The sequence below is a fragment of the Glutamicibacter sp. B1 genome (assembly GCF_039602135.1).
Classification (GTDB): Bacteria; Actinomycetota; Actinomycetes; order Actinomycetales; family Micrococcaceae; genus Glutamicibacter; species Glutamicibacter ectropisis.
On sequence record NZ_CP125942.1, the window covers coordinates 1943118 to 1961877 of the forward strand.

Sequence of the window (18760 nt, forward strand, 5' to 3'; positions counted from 1 at the left end):
TCACTCACTAGTTGGCCTCAACTTTGTCGGTTTCTAGCTTGGATACAGTGATCTGCTCGCTGCTCACAGAGTCATCGGTGACCAATTCCAGCTGTGCGGTCAACGTTTCGCCAGCGACCAGTTCACGGTTAGCTTCCAGCGCCGCGATGGTTGCTGCGTTGGCAGTGATCACCGTGTGGATACGGTCCGAAACCTGCAGGTCTGCGTCCTTACGGGCCGACTGGATGGCGCGGATCATGTCACGTGCGGTACCTTCGGCAGCCAGTGCCTCGGTCACCTCGGTGTCCAGCACCAAGAAGCCTCCGTCAATCACAGCCGCGGCGATTTCGCCTTCGGCGTCCACCACGGTGTCCAGGGTGTATTCACCCTCGACCAGTTCCAAGCCACCGGCGGTGACCACACCGTTGGTGACTGACCAGTCGCCGGACTTAGCCCCCTTGATAGCCTGCTGCACGTTCTTGCCCAAACGAGGACCGGCCGCACGAGCGTTGACTACCAACTGCTGGCTGATACCGTAGCTGGCTGCGTCAACACCTTCAGCATCGATCAGGGTGACGGACTTGAGGTTCAACTCGTCCTTGATGATCGAAGCGTAGGTACCTTCAAGACGTGCGGCATCGGTGAGTACGACCTTCAGTTCTGCCAGCGGCAAGCGCACGCGCAGGTTCTTGGCCTTACGCAGCGAGGAGCCAACGGAGCAGATCTTGCGAGTGGTTTCCATGGTTTCAAGCAAGGAAACATCCGATGGGAATTCATTAGCATCTGGCCAATCGGTCAGGTGCACCGAACGCTGCCCGGTCAATCCGCGGTAGATTTCTTCGCTGGCCAAAGGCAGCAGTGAAGCGGTGACCTTCACCAAGGTTTCCAACGCGGTGTACAGGGTGTCGAAAGCCTGGGTGTCTTCATCGAAGAAACGCTGACGGGAGCGACGCACGTACCAGTTGGTCAACGTGTCCATGTACTGGCGTACTGCTTCGGTAGCGTCAGACACTTCGTAAGTATCCAAAGCTTCAGTCACTTCGCGCACCAGCTGACCGGTAGCGGCCAACATGTACTGATCCAGTGGGTCAGTTGAACTCGTTGAGCGTTTGGCCTCGTAGCCTGCTCCGCCATTAGCGGAGTTGGTGTAGAGGTTGAAGAAGTGCCATACGTTCCACAGGGGAAGCAGGACCTGACGCACACCGTCACGGATGCCCTGTTCGGTAACGATCAAGTTGCCACCGCGCAGAATTGGCGAGGCCATCAGGAACCAGCGCATCGCGTCCGAACCGTCGCGGTCCAGCACCTCGGTGACATCCGGGTAGTTGCGTAGCGACTTGGACATCTTCTGACCATCCGAACCAAGAACGATGCCGTGGGAGATCACGTTGGTGAACGCCGGGCGGTCGAAGATCGCGGTGGACAAGATGTGCAGCATGTAGAACCAGCCACGGGTCTGACCGATGTATTCCACGATGAAGTCAGCTGGATGGTGCCCGTTCTCGAACCATTCGCGGTTCTCAAATGGGTAGTGCACCTGGGCGAAAGGCATCGAGCCGGAATCGAACCACACATCCATCACGTCTTCAACACGGTGCAGGGTTCCGCCGGCCTCACAACCTTCGTGGGCCTTGGTCAGTTCATCGATGAATGGGCGGTGCAGATCTGGCTGACCTTCATGGTTCACCGGCAGGCGACCAAAGAAGTTCTTCAGCTCATCGAGTGAGCCGAAAACTTCGCGGTGGGTGCACTCCACACCGTCGCATTCCCACACAGGGATTGGCGAGCCCCAGAAACGGTTACGGGAGATGGACCAGTCGCGAGCGTTTTCCAGCCACTTACCGAACTGGCCATGCTTCACGTTGCCTGGGATCCAGTTGATCTGTTCGTTCAATTCCAGCATGCGGTCCTTGAACGCGGTGACCTCGACATACCAGGAGGAGATGGCACGGTAGATCAGCGGTGTACGACAACGCCAGCAATGTGGGTAGGAGTGCTCGTAGGAAGCCTGCTTGACGAGCTTCGCCTCATCCTTGAGCACATTGGTGATGGTCTTATTGGCGTCAAAGACCTGCACGCCAACGATGTCATTGAGCGGTCCACCGGTGAAGACCGGCAGGAACTTGGCGCCCTCATCTACGGAGAGAACCACTGGGATCCCGTGCTCTTCGCAAACCTTCTGGTCATCTTCACCGTAGGCAGGTGCCTGGTGGACGATGCCGGTACCGTCAGCGACGGTCACGTAGTCCGCGGTCAGGATCTGCCAGGCATTCTCGGTGCCGTACTTTTCGGTGTCGGTGTAGGTATCCCACAGTGGCGCATAGCGTACGCCAGCCAGATCCGCGCCAAGGTACGTGGCGGTGATCGCAGCAGCGGCTTCTTTGGCATCCTTGTAGCCCAGGTCCTTGGCGTAGGAGCCGAGCAGATCCTTAGCCAGCAGGAACGGACCGGCAGCAGCCGAGGCCTTCACGCCAGCTTCACCTGCAGGAACCACAACGTATTCGATGCTTGGGTGCACGGCCAACGCGGCGTTAGTCGGCAAAGTCCATGGGGTGGTCGTCCAGGCCAGAGCCTGCACACCGGCGAGCGCCTTGGATGCTTCGCTTTCACCGGCAAGGATGGTGAAGCCAACGGTGACGGTCTGGTCTTGACGGTTCTTGTACACGTCGTCGTCCATGCGCAGCTCATGGTTGGACAGTGGGGTCTCGTCCTTCCAGCAGTATGGAAGCACGCGGAAGCCCTGGTAGGTCAGGCCTTTGTCCGAGAGCTGTTTGAAGGCCCAGATGACCGACTCCATGTACTCCACGTTCAGAGTCTTGTAGTCGTTCTCGAAGTCGACCCAGCGAGCCTGACGGTTCACGTACTGCTTCCACTCGTCGGCGTAGGTCATCACCGAGGTGCGGCAGGCGTCGTTGAACTTGTCGATGCCCATGGCTTCGATCTGCTTCTTGTCGTTCATGCCCAGCTGCTTCATGGCTTCCAATTCAGCAGGCAGGCCGTGGGTATCCCAACCGAAACGGCGTTCAACACGGTTGCCACGCTGAGTCTGGTAGCGGGCGACGAGGTCCTTGACGTAACCGGTGAGCAGGTGACCGTAGTGAGGCAGACCGTTAGCAAAGGGAGGGCCATCGTAGAATACGAATTCTTCGCCCTCACGCTGATCAATGGAGGCCTGGAAAGTGTTGTCGTTCTTCCAGTATTCGAGGACGCGCTTTTCTAATTCTGGGAAGCGCGGTGAAGCCGGGGTCGAGCCGGATGGGTCTGTAGTGACCTTCGGGTAGAAGCTCATCGAATGGGCCGTCCTTCAAGCGTAGGGTCGATAAATCCTTACCTACGAGGACGGCAACGATGCCGCGGTACCACCCCGCTTGTCCCCCACCAGATGGTGGAGAACCTCTTATCTTCAGCTGTGACGGGCTGGTCCCGCTCGGTTCTACTGGGCATATGTTCTGGATGAAAATATGCTGTTCTTCCAAGGACTCCCCGGTGATAGCCGGATCAACGTCAGATGACTTTTATTCTACCGTGTTCGTAGCGTGCTGAAAATCCTGCCGGGCCACTGTGTCTGAGTGCACAGGAACAAGCACCACAGCTGATTTCGGCAACGTCCGACAGATGCCTGCTGGTGGCGAGCGTGTCAGATAAATTTCGCGGGCGAAAACCTGAAAAGATTCCCTTCGCATTTTCAGGATACCGCGTTGCAGGGGGCTTGCCGCAAGGCCCCCGGTAGGCCGCATAATCGATACTCGGTCCTCACTTCTTCTACGCTCTTCGCCTATCTCAGGAGTACAACACCGTGTCTTCAACCAACACCGAATCTGACTATTTTCTACTGGCTGAAGACAGCATCAATGAGGTCGCTACAGATAGCCAGCAGCTGACCGTGATCGCACTGCGTGTTCAGCAGTTGCGCGAAGATGCCACGCAGCAACTATTGGTGGCTGGACAGCAGAGGGCCGGTGTTCTGCAGCAATCTTTGGATCGTGATGTACACATGCAAACACTCGCCCGCCGATTGCGGCAGCTGGAGAATATTGGTCCAAAAGCGTGTCTGGGATTCATGCTCACCACCACTGGCAACAAGATTTATATTGGCCGGGCAGGATTGTCAGATGAGTTTGGCAACCAGTTGATGATCGACTGGCGTGCCCCGGCGGCCCGCCCGTTCTTTTCAGCAACACATGCACAGCCTGAAGGATTGGTAAAGCGTCGTCGTTATCGTTGGCGCGCTGGAAAGATCGTTCACTATTGGGACGAGGTCTTCGATGTGGAGCAGCTAGAGCACAGCTCGTCATTGGATGAACATTCAGCGTTCATTGCCTCGCTCGGAGCCGAACGTACCGGCCATATGAATGATGTTCTTTCCACGATTCAAGCCGATCAGGATGAGATCATTCGTAGCTCTTCGCGTGGCGCCCTAGTAGTTGATGGTGGTCCGGGTACCGGCAAGACCGTCGTAGCGTTGCATCGTGCTGCTTTTATGTTGTATTCCGATGCCGGTCTGCAATCTCAACGTGGTCGGGTACTGGTGGTAAGCCCTAGCAATTCCTACAGCAGTTACGTGGCCGATGTACTGCCTAACCTAGGTGAAGACGACGTACTCGTGGCCACATTAGAGCAGATAGCGCCCTTCACGGCGCAAAGACCTCAAGCCTCTGAAGAACTGGCCCACATCAAGGGTTTAGCTGCCATGGTTAGAGCGGTCAGGAACGCGGTGAGCGTCTTTGAACAACCCCCATCACAGAGTTTAAGCGTCGAGACTGGCTGGGGTCGTATTAATGTCGCTGCCTCCGACTTCATTGCTGCCCACGCCATGATCGATCAACACGCACCACACAATGAGAACCGCACACCACTGAAAGAGGCCCTCATTGAGCTGCTCATTCCCCGCATCACTAATGACGAACGGGAACTACCGCAAGTACGCCAGAAATTAGAGGTAAACGTCGAACTCAATGCTTGGTTCGACGAGCACTGGCCCATCATTGAACCTCAAAACCTCCTGCGAGCGCTCTACCAAAGTCCACCGTTGCTCAACTACTGCGCGCAAGATCTTAGCCTCGCCCAGCGCGAAGCGTTACTCAGTGACCCCACGCCTACCGAGTGGACCGTAGCGGATCTGCCACTACTGGATGCGGCACAGCACTACCTGGGCGACCCGAATTCTGAATCCCTGCATCGACGTGCGCGTGCAGAAAAGGAACACACCGAAGCCAACGTGCGGCAGACAGTGGAAAGCATCATCTCTGCTGCCGATGATCTTGAAGATCTTTCCTCCCAATTGCGTAATCCCGATCTTCAGGACTACCTAGTCTCACAGTTGGCGGACGGTGAGCAAACCACTGATCCTCTTGCGGGAGTGTTCAGTCACGTGATTATCGACGAAGCGCAAGATTTGAGTGACGCGCAATGGGCGATGATTTTACGTCGATGCCCATCTGGGAGCCTGACGATTGTCGGTGACCGTGCGCAGAGCATTTCTGGCTTTGTTGAATCGTGGCCCCAGCGGTTGGAACGGGCAGGTATCTCTAGAGTCCGCGTCAGTCAACTCAGCATCAATTATCGAAGTACGTCGCAGGTCATGGAGCAAGCCACAACAGTCATCCGTAGCGCACTGCCCGACGCAAATGTTCCGATCTCTCTACGCACTGACGGTCAGCCGGTACGCTGGGCATCCCCTGGACAACTTGATCAGATTCTTGATCGATGGCTGGCAAAGAACCTTGTAGGTGTGGCCGCGCTTATCGGGAACCTGCATAGGCCACAGACACCGCGGGTCTCGGTACTCTGCCCCGATGAAGCTAAGGGGTTGGAATTTGATTTGGTCATTGTTTACCGTCCCGAAGAGTTTGGGCAAGGGCTGCCGGCAACAGTGCGAAAGTATGTCGCCATGACCCGTGCCACTGCCGAATTGGTGATTCTTACGGATTTACCGGGTCAACAGATTTAGTAGGCTGTGCGCTATGGACTCCTCTGCGCTCAACTGGCCGTTAGCGGCTAAACAACACCGCATGTTTGCCTCGCCCACGGTACTTCGTAGCGGGCAGCATTTGGTGACAGCCATCCTGCTAGTCATTGCATTGCTCCGCGAGTTGACTACCGACGAAGCTGTTTGGCCAGTGGCGATCTGCGCGATGGTTTTCGCGTTCTGGTATGCCGCCGGTTTCATCGGAATGGCCAAAACCCGGGCGCAGAGGCTTCCGTTCTGGTGGTTGGCAGGACTATTGGGCATCTGGGCTGCCATGTTGTGGGTCAGCCCAGAATTTATGTGGCTGGCCTTTAGTCTGTGGCTCCTACTCGGACACCAGTTACCCTTCTTCCCCTCGATCCTTTGGTCGGTGGTGGTGTTTGCGCTGACTATTGTGGCGCCCTATCTGCATCAAGGGCAGACGAATATCGCTGCCATTGCCGGCCCCATGGTGGGCGGTATCTTCGCTTGGGGTATTTCCCGCGGTTATCTGATGCTCGAGCGCGATGCACAGCTACGGCAGAACCTTGTCGATTCGCTCATCCGCACCCAAGATGAGATGGCGGCGATGCAAGAAGAGTTGGCCCGTTCCCAACATGAAGCCGGGGTCGCAGCAGAGCGGACCCGCTTAGCGAGGGAAATTCATGACACCATCGCCCAGCAACTCTCCTCAATTGGACTGCATGCCAAAGCTGGATTGGCGGCACAAGATCTGCTCAAATCCGGCGAGTCTCTCGAACGCATCGATGAGTTATCCGGAGAAGCATTAGTGGATCTGCGTCGAATCATTGCGGCATTGGCGCCGGCAGAACTGGACACCCAGGCTCTCAGCTCGGCTCTTGAACGTATTCTGAAAAAGTTTGAGCAGGACACCGGGATCCATGCCCGATTAACCGTTGATACAACTTTGCCGGTATTGGAGCCGTCGGTGCAGATTGCGTTGCTTCGCACGGGGCAATCCGCCTTGGCAAACGTCCAGCGTCATTCAAGCGCCAAGAACGTGGTGGTCAATTTAAGCGCAGCAGCCAATGAACTACGCATGGATATTGTTGACGATGGAGTGGGGTTCAACCCAGCCGTGACTATGCGGGACGCTCCAAACCAGGAAGGCGGCTACGGTCTCAAAGCCATGGCCGCACGCTTGAGACAGCTCGGCGGCGGTCTCGACGTTGAAAGTTCACCGGGTGAAGGCACCGCACTATGTGCCCACCTGCCCTTGTTGCTAGTGAAAGAGAACTCATGATTCGCATCCTGCTCGTTGATGACCATCCGATTGTTCGTACTGGGCTGCGCTCACTGTTTGAGAATTTCGACGACATCGAAGTAGTCGGGGAGGCTTCCACCGGTGAAGAAGCGGTGAGCTTCGTGAAGGGCGCAGCGGTGGATGTTGTGCTGTGCGATCTGCGTCTGGGCGCTGGAATGAACGGAGCCGAGACCACGGCAGCCATCGCTAAACTGCACCGCGCTCCCCGGGTGCTGATCTTGACGACCTTCGACAAAGACGCCGAAATCCTTGCCTGTATTGAAGCGGGGGCCAGTGGGTATCTGCTCAAAGACGTCAGTGCACAGACCATCGTTGAATCAATTCGTGCAGCAGCTCAGGGACAGCTCGTCCTGGCTCCGGAGATGACCCAACGCGTCTTGGCAGGGATGCGAGCACCCAAAGTTGAGCTCACGGCCAGGGAACATGATGTCCTGCAACAACTGGCCACCGGCATCGGAAATAAGCAGATCGCTAAGGTCCTGTTCGTCTCCGAAGCTACGGTCAAAACCCATCTCGTCCACATTTTTGACAAGCTCCAAGCCACTTCGCGCACCGAGGCAATCAACAAGGCCCGAGAATTGGGTCTGGTCTAAAATTCTCGGCGCGCCCGAGCCGACCTCAACCATTTGGTTGATCTTTCTTTCACCCCATTCCACGACGGCAAAGAAAGCGAAAACTAGTTGACTGGAAAGTATGAAAACTCCAGTCTTAACCAGGCTCAGCCGGTCCCTGACCAGTAAACGGGACGCCCGCCTATGGACCGTCGGCATCACCGTTGTGGTCGTCCTAATCTTTGGCATTCTCAGCGGGGTTCAAGCCCCCAAAAGGGCAGGCGGAACACTTGTTGAAGGTTCCGATTCGGCCCAGGTAGCCCAAATTATTGAAGCCAATTCGAGCAATAACGACACGACAGCGCTGTTGGTAGCCAGTGGAGCCAACGGGCAGCAGGTTAGCCCCGCTGCTTCACAAGAGCTCAGCGATCACTTCAAGGACATGTCCAAGGACCTGTCGGTGAACGTTGGGCACCCACTAGCCAGCGAAGACTCTGTCGCCTTGATGGTGCCGGTTACATGGAATACCGTCTCAGATGATGCGGACCGGGCCACGCTTAGTGATATCCGCAGTTGGATCTCTGAGCATCCAGTGGCAGGAGTGGTCCAGCAGGTTACCGGTTCCACGGCCTTCGCTGTAGATATCACTCAGGCCTTTGCCGGAGCCGACTTCACGCTCTTGGCAGTGACCATCTTGATTGTCGCAATCTTGCTGATCGTTACCTACCGCTCCCCCGTTTTGTGGCTGTTGCCACTAACGGTGGTGGGTCTGGCCGATGGAACAACATCAAAGATTGCCAATCTTTTGGGTAACTGGCTTGGCCTGCATTTCGATTCCGGGGTATTGAGTGTTCTCGTCTTTGGCGCGGGTACCAACTATGCGCTGCTACTGATTTCGCGCTATCGCGAAGAACTTCGCCGTAATGATGAGCACCGCACCGCGCTGGGCCGCGCATGGGTATCTAGCTTTGAAGCAATCCTCACTTCAAACCTCACCGTCGTTTTCGCGCTACTCACCTTGGGTCTGGCCATGATGGAAGATACTCGCGGTTTGGGAATTGTCTGTGCTGTTGGGCTTCTGATCGCGGCATCCTTCGTGTTGCTATTGTTGCCACCGGTGCTCGCCATGGCTGGCCGCAAGGCATTCTGGCCTCTGATTCCGCGTCCAGGTCAGGCCGAGCCGAAAGAAAACATCTTCGCTCGTATGGCTTCGGCCGCGATGCACAAACCAGTACTGAATTTCGCGTCATTGGCTCTGCTTTTGGTCATCCTGGTTGGTTCTCTAGCCGGAACGCGTTTGGGGTTGGATCAAACGCAACAGTTTAGGACCCCCACAGAGTCGGCCAGCGCCATGACTACGCTGGTGGAACATTTCCCCGCCGGCGAAGCGCTGCCGATCACGGTCCTAACCGATGACAGCAATTCCACTGACCTGCGTCAAGACATGGCTAAGTTGCCTGACGTTGCCCGGGTTGGCACTCCTACCGATATTGAAGGAACACCGTGGCAACAGTTCATGGTGGTGACTTCCGCAGACCCTGGCTCTGCGCCGGCGTTGGAACTTGTCAAGAACCTAAGGGAAGTCTCGGCTGATCAAACAGGTGCTTCCGTTCTCGTCGGAGGACAGATTGCCGAACAATACGACTCAGACCAAGGCCACCTGCGCGATCTATTACTGATTGCACCGTTGATCATGCTGATCTGTTTCATCGCTCTGGGTTGGCTTACGCGTTCATGGCGTACGGCCCTAACCTTAGGGCTAGTGAACCTGCTCAGTGCCGCAGCGGCCATTGGTATCGGGTCTTTGGTATCCTCGCTGGTATTTTCAGTCGATGCTTTGGACATCCAAGTTCCGTTGCTTGCCTTCGTCTTCCTTGTTGCACTGGGGGTTGACTACACGATCTTCTTCACCCAACGCGTGCAACAAAACACGGCAACTATGCCATTGCGACAGGCAGTAAGCCAAGCAGCAGCTCACACCGGCTCTGTCATCACGAGCGCGGGCTTGGTACTAGCTGGCGTCTTTGCCGCCTTGGCCGCATTGCCGCTGATGGTGCTTGGACAGCTTGGACTCATCGTTGGTTTGGGCGTCCTGCTCGATACCTTCGTGGTTCGCACGCTCTTGCTACCGGCGCTCTTCGCTTCCCTGGGACGTTCGGGCCGCCCACTGTTCGGCTCACGTCACTCAAAAAACATCGCCGCCTCCGATTCAGATAACAAGGAGATCGTCTTCCATGCGTAAACTCGTCAACATTGCCTTCAGCTACATGCTGGTCGGTGTAGCTTCAGGACTGTTCTACCGTGAGTTCAGCAAAAACAACGACTTCCCAGAAGGTAGCTACTCGCAACTGTCAATCGTCCATACCCACTTGCTGGTCTTGGGGTTCCTGGTCTTCCTCCTAGTGCTACTACTGGAGAAAGCATTCAATCTTAGCCAACACCGCAAGCTCTACGCTTGGTTCCTCTGGACCTATAACGCAGGCGTCATTCTCACCGCGGCAATGATGACCACGCACGGGATGCTCACCATCCTCGGTATTGAGTCAAGCAAGATGATCTCTGGGATCGCGGGACTTGGACACATGTCTCTGACTGCAGGAATGATTCTCCTGTTCGTTATGCTCCGTCGTAGCGTGTCAGATAAGAAGCAGACCGTGAAACCTCAGCTGGATCCAGCAACCAACTAATCACGCATTTTCAATAGCCATGGCGCGCCCTTCAGAATGACGGGCGCGCCATTCTTATTTCGGCAGATCTTCAGTACCGTTCGTGGCCAAGGTCGGTTTTCGCCGTGGAATGACTTCCAAGCTTCAAGCGTCGAATGCGCAGGGTTCTCCGACTTCCACCCAAACCAATAGGTGTGACTCACCTAACGGTTTGAGTATTTTTCCGTGATACCGTCAAAATATCGTCGGCTTGAATCTCTCCGCGATCTTCAAATAGTCACGCTAAAACCTGATGGGAGCCACAATGGGCTATCACGAGCATTCAGATTCGAAGTATTCACGCAATATCCGACTTGGTGCTCCCGAAGCGCACAAAGCATTCCTTGAATTCGACAAGGTAGCCCTGCAAGGGGAAAACAAGGTTATCCCCCGCAAGGAAACCGAACTGATTGCCGTTGCGGTCGCGCTAACGACTCAATGCCCGTATTGCATCGAAGCTCATTCGAAGGCTGCTCGCAAGGAAGGTGCCACTGAGCAGGAATTGGCCGAGACCATCATGATTGCCACTGCTTTACGCGCCGGCGGTGGGTTGACTCATGGGTTCATGGCAATGAAGTTCTTCGACGGCGAAGAAGGACACGAGCACTAATCCATTTCTCTGCTACAGGCTGTCTTGAGCAAAGTTACTTGTTCAAGGCGGCCTGCGCTCCATTCTCGTGCGCTTAGGCCGCGTCGGTCTTCAAGGCCTTGTTGAATCGCTGACGATAGATCACCGCTCCGCGAATGGAGGCACGGTCCTTGGCAGATTTTTTCTTCAACAGGTGCCTTACCGCCTGTGCATCAATAGCATTCGATGTGGCAAAACCTTGGGGCTCTTTCTTGCCCCAGCGGCGCAGAAGCCACAAGGATGCCGAAAAGAACAACAGCATTTCCAGGATCAAGAATCCGACGTAAATCAATGTCTCAATCCGGGTCTGTTCACTGAGCCAGGAGAAGGGCAGCATTGCCATCACGAGCACGGTGATAATTTTCGCGAGAACCAGCAAAGCAGCAAAATAGGATTCAGGATGAATCGAAAATGAAGTACTGCGGCGCGATGTTGCATGGCGAGACACCACGGTTGAAGCCAGCACCGAGCTCAGTCCCACAACGCTAGTTAGTCCTGCGGCTACGGAAAGCAAAATGATGCTCAGCGCGTGGATGAATAGTCCGTTTGCGCCGTGAACCAGAAGAATGTAGCTAATAAGCGCCACCGCTTGCACTGAAACCCAGAGAATCACCAACACCAAATTCTTGCGTACAACCTTCGTCCATTCGGGTGCTTCCAAGGCTGTCCGCTCAATAGTCCAGCGTCGCGCAAACCAGCGGTCATAATCAACGAGTGGGTCTTTTCCCAACATCAGAAGCACGGATTCGACCTGCACAGAATTCACTTCGTCTAGGTGGCCGAGTTGCAAAAGCAGGGTTCCCACCACTAAACCGAGCAAGTGTTCCCACCGGTCAACACCGGAAGTAAAGATGAGGCCCACCACGCCTAGAGCGATCATGGCGTTGAGAAAGAGCCGACAGTTCTGGATGATCTTCGTTTTAACCGGGCGTTGCACCGGGTAAGGAGTCGATTCAGTCGCCGCTACAGCGCTGGGCGGAGTTAGAGCCAGTGCGATAACGACGGCAACTACCACTGAATACGCTGCCAAAAGCAATCCCGGGGTTGGCACCCTCACTTCTTCTATCCAAACAGTTGGGTCAACCCAAACACCGTTACGGAGCAACGGAATTACTAACGGCAGGTAGAGACAAAGTAGAAAGACAGCCAGCCCCTGCCCCTGATGCTCACGTCCATATAATCGCGTGCCATCGGAAAGATGACGCAGGGTGTTGCCGAAACTGCTACGCATCGCCATACTCCTTTAGCAATGGAACTCCGTATGGCAAGGTGCCAAGTGATCCAAAAATGGAGTTACCGGATCGATCCACTTTCGAAACCAAAAATAAAAGATGACTAGGAAGTTTTATAACTCCCCTTAGGCGAAGCGTACCAGCTCCCTGTGCAGAATTCTCGGTTAAATCGCAACGCCCCTGACCACCAACTACTGTTGGCGGCCAGGGGCGTTATCTAGAGTCTGGGGTGAAGTTTACAGACTCTCAGCTAGTTTTTTTGCTCGGGAGAATTCCAGCATCTCCTGGCGTTCCACTACCTTGACACGGTCGCGAGTGATATCACCGAAGCGGGTGGAGACAGTTCCCTGAGCCGCACCCAATTCCTTCTCGTGCTCGTCGAGGTTCTTCCAGCCCTCCCAGTCAGAGAAGGCAACTCCACGGCTTTCGAGCAGTTCTGCGATCCCTTGCGAAGATTCAGGTTCCGCCAGAGCAGTTAGGTCTTCGAGCAGGTGGGTGATGGTCTCAAGGGCGTCGCCCTTGGTGTGACCGATCAGGCCGATAGGTCCACGCTTGATCCAACCCGTGGCGTAGAGACCTGGAACATGTGTGCCAGCAGCGTCGAGAACACGGCCCTCAACATTTGGGAGTACACCCTTGGCACCGTCGTACTCGATGTCATCCACTGCGGAACCAAAGTAGCCAACGGCACGGTAGATTGCCTGCAATGGGTATTCAACAAATTCACCGGTGCCACGGGCTCCCCCGTTGCCGTCCAACTCGTTGCGCTCAACCTTCAGGCCGGTGACCTTGCCGTCTTCACCCAGTACCTCGACTGGCGACTGCAGGAAGTGCAGGTGCAGTCGACGTGATGCGCTTGGAGCCTCTTCGCGCTCTTCCTGTTCGATGAGCCAGTTGGTCAAGGTTGAGACCATGGTCTTGGTCTGGTTGTTGGTCTTCATGGCTTCGTCAGAAGCCTTGTCGAATTCGAAGTCCTCTGGGTACAGCACGATGTCTACATCCTTGGAATGCGAAAGTTCGCGCAGTTCCAAAGGAGTGAACTTGACCTGGGCTGGACCGCGACGGCCGAAGACGTGCACGTCGGTGACGGCCGAGTCGTTCAGCTGCTGGTAGATGTGTTCTGGAATTTCGGTTTCCAGCAACTGGTCAGCATGCTTGGACAGGATGCGAGCCACGTCGAGGGCCACGTTGCCGTTACCAATCACAGCAACTTCCTTGGCCGACAGGTCCCAGTTCTTATCGGCATCTGGGTGAGCGTCGTACCAGGAAACGAAGTCTGCGCCACCGAAGGAGCCTTCGAAGTCGATGCCTGGGATGTTCAGGTCGGCATCCTTCTGTGCACCGGTGGAGATAATGACCGCGTCGTACCGTGCGCGCAGGTCATCAAGGCTGATGTCGCGGCCCAAACCAACGTTGCCGTAGAAATCGATCCAGTCATTGTTCAGCACCTTGTGCAGGGCATTGATAATGCCCTTGATACGTGGATGATCTGGCGATACACCGTAACGGATCAGACCGAAAGGAGTAGGCAGTTCATCAAAGAGGTCCACGTGTAGCTTCAGTTCACCGCTGGCAACTGGCTGGCTCTTGCTCAGCAAGTCTGCTGCGTAGATTCCGGCAGGACCGGCTCCAACGATGGCTACACGCAGTGCCCGGGAGGCCAGGTGCTCAGGGACGATAATTTCACTCATCAAACAACTTCTCTTTCTTAGTCAACGAATGAGGCCGGCTCGGTGGCATCGGCGTTCTCTAGCGGCAGGAGGTCTACCAATTGGTCGGAGGCTTCCGGGGCTAGCCGAACGACATCACCGATGACGATGACGGCCGGATTCGCCACTGCGGCCTTGCGGGCGCGCACTACAATCTCTTCTAGCGTACCGATAGTTGTGCGCTGCGTCTGTGAGTAACCTCGCTCAACTATCGCAATTGGTGTACTTGACGGCAAACCTCGGGTAAGCAATGTCTCAACAATTAGTGTCAGATTTGATACTCCCATCAACACTGCGAGGGTGTGATCGGAGCGAATCGGCACGTCTGCCAGTTCAGCGTGACCGCTCACCACGGTGAACCCAGCGGCGATTCCACGGTGGGTCACTGGGATTCCAGCGGCTCCGGGAACCGAAATTGCGCTGGTGATCCCCGGGATCACACGGGTACGGATCCCGTATTGGGCAGCATGGAGCATTTCTTCTCCACCACGGCCCAGAACAAACGGGTCTCCGCCTTTGAGCCGGACCACGTGCTTTCCTTCAAGTGCGTACTTGACCAATAACTCGTTGGTCTCGTCTTGAGTTTTTACATGGCAGCCCGGTGACTTACCTACGTTAATAACGAGAACATCATCAGAAAGGTCCGCCAATAATGCCGTAGGACCAAGTCGGTCCGCTAGTACAACATCAGCCGACAAGAGCGCCTTATAACCGGCGACAGTAATTAATTCAGGATCGCCCGGGCCACCACCAATGAGGGTGATATGTCCTTTAGCCATTGCTTTCTCCAGTTCGACTCATTCCACGATCACGCAACAGCTTGCGTTCAATCGGGGCAAAAAATACTAATTCAATCAACACGCCGACCAGCAAGATGGTCAGGATCACCAGCATGACCAGTGATAGGTCTGCTAGGTCGCGTCCGCGCTGCAATAGTGAGCCAACGCCAAGAGCGAGTGAGCCACCCACGGCAATCAATTCGGCAGCCATCAGTGAACGCCACGCAAAAGCCCATCCCTGACGCAAACCTGCGACGTAGCCAGGCATTGCTGCTGGCAACTCAATGTGCATCACGTGCTCCCACTTAGAAGCTCCGAGCACCTTCGAAAGTGCCTTATACTGTGCGGGAATCATGTCGATGCCGGAGAGTAAACCGTTGATGATCGAAGGAATTGCGCCAAGCAACAAGACGGTATAAATGGTGGCATCACTCAAACCGAAGAGGATGATCGCTGCCGGTACCCAAGCGATAGATGGTAGGACCTGCATCGCTGAAACCAGCGGGCCTACACCTTTACGGAGCAAGGGCTGGTGTGCCAGAAGCAAAGCAATCGGGGTTGCGATAATCACCGCAATCGCAAAGCCACTCACGGCACGGAACAGTGAATTTCCGATCGCCGACAGCAGCGAACCATCGGCAAGCAATTGTGGAAGTTTCGCGGCGACGGCCAATGGGCCAGGGAACAAATCTTCACGCAGTGGGCTGGCCCAAGAAATGATCTGCCACAGGCTCAGGAGCACTATAACGGTGAGTACTGGTGCGACCCATGAATCAAGGCGATTGCTAGGACGTAGTTTGATTGTCCGTACAGGAGCCAAGTCAGTGCGTGATTCGGTCAGTGAGCTCATGTTTCCTTTGCTCCTTTCTGAGGATAGTAGTCAGTTCATCCCCCAAGGCTGCTGCTTGGGTCGGGTTATTGCGTAGGTCATCGGTGATGCGACGCGTTTCGAGAATGCGCCCTGGATGTGAAGACAGGACCAGGATTCGCCCCGAGAGTCGGATTGCTTCGCGCACGTTGTGAGTGACAAAAATGATGGTCTTGCCGGTTTGGCCCCACAGAGAGCGCAATTGCTCATGAAGCATGTCGCGCGTGATCGCGTCCAGTGCGGCAAATGGCTCATCCATCAACAGCACCTGCCGGTCCTGCGCCAAAGCTCTTGCCAAGGCCACACGTTGTCGCATGCCACCGGAAAGTTCATGGGGCTTCTTGTCGCTGGCATGGCCCAATTGCACGAGGTTCAGTAGTTCCTCAACGCGTTCTTCACGTTCTTGGACCGGTTTGCCAGCAAGTTTGAGCGCCAAGTCGACGTTTTGGCTGGCGGTGAGCCATGGCAAAAGATTGGCATCTTGAAACATGAAGGCCGCACCATCTTTGGGCACTTCAAGCCAACCGGAGCTTGGTGCAAGCAGGCCTGCGATCATGTTCAGCAGGGATGATTTACCGCAACCCGAAGCACCTAAAACTGCGACAAATTCACCATCGTCAATTTCCGTGCTCAGCCGGTCGATGACCAATCCGGTGCCTGGATAGCTCAGGGAAACTTCATTAAGTAGAACTCCCATTACTGCTCCTGCTGTTCAAGAAATCGTGAATCTACAAGTCCATCGGCATTTCCGCCGGCGCCAACCTCCACGGCCAACGCATGATCTACTAGAGTCTGGTAGGTCTCAGGTAATGGATCCTGGCTGAAGTGCACTTCCTTGAGCGCCTGGGCGATCACAGATTCGTCAAATGAGCTTCCGTTGGCCTTGATCAGTGCCTTCTGTACCGCCGATAGCTTCTGCTTTTCATCAGCGTTATTAAGCCATTCAATGGCCTCAGTGTTGGCATCAACCAATTTCTGCACGGTATCCGGATGGGAAGCCATGAAGTCCTTTGAGACCACGAGAACGGTGGTCGGGAATTTACCTTCGGGCCACAGCTGCGCTTCGTTGACCAGTCGATGTGCGTCGTTCTTCTCGATGAGCAATGAAGCATAAGGCTCTGGAAGCCACGCACCATCAATTTCTCCACGGCCAAAAAGCTGTGCCACGGTGCCGTTGGAGCTCGGAGTGACCGTTGCGTCTTGCTTCAAGTCCAGCTCCTTCAGGTAATTGCGCAAGGCAACATCCTGAGTTCCACCAAACTGTGGGCTAGCCAAGTTGCTACCAGCTAGCTGTTCTGGCTTCGTGATGTCCTTGTTCACGACCAAACTCGCACCACCATAGGCCACACCGGAAACGATATTCAGTGACTCTCCATGGCTGGAGAGGTAACTGTTTAATGCCGGATTAGGCCCCAGGTATGCTGCGTCGATGGCCCCAGAATTTAGTGCCTCTACGGCCGCCGGCCCAGCATTGAAGATCTGGCTCTGAAATGTCGTGCCGTCTTCATCAAGATGCTTCTGAAGAATGCCTTCGGACTCTGAAATCAAGGCTGGTGCATGGGTGAGATTGGCGAAGTAACCGATCTTCAGCTCCGCAGCCGGACCACGATCTGCTGCCTGCGCAGGCACTTCGTTAGGACCAGGCAAGAAGGAAGTCACCACGGCAGCAGCGGTCAGCGCGCCCACTGCGACTAGTCCCAGAATTCGGCCACGAAAGCCGGTCTTTTGCCCATGTGATGTCAGACGGATTCGGTCGCTATTAATGCTGGATTCAACAGCATCAGGCTGCTTCATGTTTTTCCTCGATGATCCCCGCGGCGAGAGTACGCCCGGTGGTTGGATCGATCAGCAAGAAGCTACCGCCGGTACGAGAAGAGGCATACTCCTCGATAGCCAGGCCCGCCTGACTACGCAGCGTAATCCGGCCAAGATCGTTCAGTTCCAGGCTGTCTGCCGGTTGCTGCGAGTAATCGGCCACATTGATCACGTGTTCAATGGTTGACAACTTAGCCGCCGAAACCTTGGTGCCGTGCTTGATCAACAGTCGTTGGCCGTTGGTCAGCTTGACCGGATCCAGAACGCAAATGTTGGCTTGGAATTCGCGCTGGGCGGTAGGTAGTTCACCAGCGACAATGGTGTCACCGCGAGCAATGTCCAAGTCGGTTTCGAGCTCTAGGACGATCGCTTCCCCGGCCTGTGCACTCTGTGCGGAACCAGCAGGTGTGCTGATGGCTTTGACACGGCTAGCTACCGGTTGCCCGTTGGAGAGCACCTGTACGCGATCCCCCACATTCAGCGTTCCATCAACTAGGGTTCCGGCGTAGCCTCGGTAGTCACGGTAAACTTCCGGGTCAAGGCCCGGAGCCAGTGCACCCTGAGGGCGAATCACGTATTGGACGTCCAACCGTGCGGTGCCACCGCCGAGCTTGGGCTCTAGTTCTTCAAGCAATCCCAGCAGGGTTGGGCCGGTGTACCAGGTCGCCGACAACGATGGCTCAACTACGTTATCTCCCTGCAAAGCAGAGACGGGGATGACAGTGGTGGCTTGAATTCCCAATTCGGTAGCCAAGGAGATCACTTCGGTCTCGATGGCAGCAAATGCTTGTTCGTCCCAGTTGATCAGGTCCATCTTGTTCACTGCGACCACCAACCGGGGCACGCGCAACAGGGCGAGCACGCCTAAGTGACGGCGAGTCTGTTCTAGAACCCCGTTCCTGGCGTCCACCAGCACAATGGCAGCATCCGCGGTTGACGCACCGGTGACGGTATTGCGGGTGTACTGAACGTGTCCTGGGCAGTCGGCAAGAATAAAGGAACGCTTGTCGGTAGAGAAGTAACGGTAGGCCACGTCGATGGTGATGCCCTGCTCGCGTTCGGCGCGCAGACCATCGGTCACTAGGGCAAGGTCAAGAGTACCGTCGGCACCGCCGAAGCCTCGCTCAGCGCTGGTACGGGCAATGTCGTCCAGTGAGTCGGCAAGGATCGCTTTGGCATCGTGCAGGAGTCGGCCAACCAGGGTGGACTTGCCGTCGTCGACCGAACCGGCGGTAGCAATGCGCAAAAGTGTGGTGGTCATT

At 55.5% G+C, this 18760-nt stretch carries 14 protein-coding genes; 6 read left to right on the forward strand and 8 right to left on the reverse strand.

The genetic code is table 11. The annotated features are described in order from the left end of the window. Nucleotides 1–7 precede the first annotated feature (7 nt). Complete coding sequence (gene ileS, locus QMQ05_RS09010; protein ID WP_345469372.1) at nucleotides 8–3268, reverse strand: isoleucine--tRNA ligase; 3261 nt, start codon at nucleotides 3266–3268, stop codon at nucleotides 8–10. Nucleotides 3269–3775: 507 nt separating this feature from the next. On the opposite strand from ileS, the gene helR reads away from it, so the two are divergent. The 6 genes from helR (at nucleotide 3776) to QMQ05_RS09040 (ending at nucleotide 11077) form a co-directional block, all read left to right on the forward strand. Continuing rightward, nucleotides 3776–5929, forward strand: a complete 2154-nt coding sequence (helR, locus tag QMQ05_RS09015) for an RNA polymerase recycling motor ATPase HelR (RefSeq protein WP_345469374.1) — start codon at nucleotides 3776–3778, stop codon at nucleotides 5927–5929. A 13-nt stretch (nucleotides 5930–5942) separates the two neighbouring features. Then, on the forward strand, nucleotides 5943–7190 hold the full coding sequence (locus QMQ05_RS09020) for a sensor histidine kinase (RefSeq protein WP_345469376.1): 1248 nt from the start codon (nucleotides 5943–5945) through the stop codon (nucleotides 7188–7190). Continuing rightward, the gene (locus tag QMQ05_RS09025) at nucleotides 7187–7804 is read left to right on the forward strand and encodes a response regulator transcription factor (RefSeq protein ID WP_345469378.1); all 618 of its coding nucleotides are present in this window, start codon (nucleotides 7187–7189) and stop codon (nucleotides 7802–7804) included. The genes QMQ05_RS09020 and QMQ05_RS09025 overlap by 4 nt, the downstream gene beginning before the upstream one ends. Nucleotides 7805–7904: 100 nt before the next feature. Next, nucleotides 7905–10004 (forward strand): MMPL family transporter, encoded by a 2100-nt coding sequence (locus QMQ05_RS09030; RefSeq protein ID WP_345469380.1) that lies wholly within the window; start codon nucleotides 7905–7907, stop codon nucleotides 10002–10004. Next, entirely contained in the window at nucleotides 9997–10449 is a 453-nt protein-coding gene (locus tag QMQ05_RS09035; RefSeq protein WP_345469382.1) for a DUF2871 domain-containing protein, read from the forward strand. Before QMQ05_RS09030 ends, QMQ05_RS09035 begins: the two co-directional genes overlap by 8 nt. Before the next feature lie 283 nt (nucleotides 10450–10732). Further along, nucleotides 10733–11077: a carboxymuconolactone decarboxylase family protein gene (locus QMQ05_RS09040; RefSeq protein ID WP_345469384.1), complete on the forward strand. Its 345-nt coding sequence runs from the start codon at nucleotides 10733–10735 to the stop codon at nucleotides 11075–11077. 73 nt (nucleotides 11078–11150) lie between these two features. On the opposite strand, the gene QMQ05_RS09045 is transcribed toward QMQ05_RS09040, so the two are convergent. The 7 genes from QMQ05_RS09045 to QMQ05_RS09075 all read right to left on the reverse strand — a co-directional run bounded on the left by QMQ05_RS09045 (nucleotide 11151) and on the right by QMQ05_RS09075 (nucleotide 18759). Beyond that, entirely contained in the window at nucleotides 11151–12326 is a 1176-nt protein-coding gene (locus tag QMQ05_RS09045; protein WP_345469385.1) for a hypothetical protein, read from the reverse strand. A gap of 237 nt (nucleotides 12327–12563) precedes the next feature. Further along, nucleotides 12564–14018, reverse strand: a complete 1455-nt coding sequence (locus QMQ05_RS09050) for an FAD-dependent oxidoreductase (RefSeq protein WP_345469387.1) — start codon at nucleotides 14016–14018, stop codon at nucleotides 12564–12566. A 17-nt stretch (nucleotides 14019–14035) separates the two neighbouring features. After that, nucleotides 14036–14815: a uroporphyrinogen-III C-methyltransferase gene (gene cobA, locus QMQ05_RS09055; RefSeq protein WP_345469389.1), complete on the reverse strand. Its 780-nt coding sequence runs from the start codon at nucleotides 14813–14815 to the stop codon at nucleotides 14036–14038. Then, nucleotides 14808–15665 (reverse strand): ABC transporter permease, encoded by an 858-nt coding sequence (locus QMQ05_RS09060; RefSeq protein WP_345469391.1) that lies wholly within the window; start codon nucleotides 15663–15665, stop codon nucleotides 14808–14810. The genes cobA and QMQ05_RS09060 overlap by 8 nt, the downstream gene beginning before the upstream one ends. Continuing rightward, nucleotides 15637–16380, reverse strand: a complete 744-nt coding sequence (locus tag QMQ05_RS09065; RefSeq protein ID WP_345469393.1) for an ABC transporter ATP-binding protein — start codon at nucleotides 16378–16380, stop codon at nucleotides 15637–15639. Before QMQ05_RS09065 ends, QMQ05_RS09060 begins: the two co-directional genes overlap by 29 nt. Next, nucleotides 16380–17477, reverse strand: a complete 1098-nt coding sequence (locus tag QMQ05_RS09070) for an ABC transporter substrate-binding protein (protein ID WP_345469395.1) — start codon at nucleotides 17475–17477, stop codon at nucleotides 16380–16382. The genes QMQ05_RS09065 and QMQ05_RS09070 overlap by 1 nt, the downstream gene beginning before the upstream one ends. Next, nucleotides 17464–18759, reverse strand: coding sequence for a sulfate adenylyltransferase subunit 1 (locus tag QMQ05_RS09075; RefSeq protein WP_345469397.1), 1296 nt, complete (start codon nucleotides 18757–18759; stop codon nucleotides 17464–17466). Before QMQ05_RS09075 ends, QMQ05_RS09070 begins: the two co-directional genes overlap by 14 nt. Nucleotide 18760 lies beyond the last annotated feature (1 nt).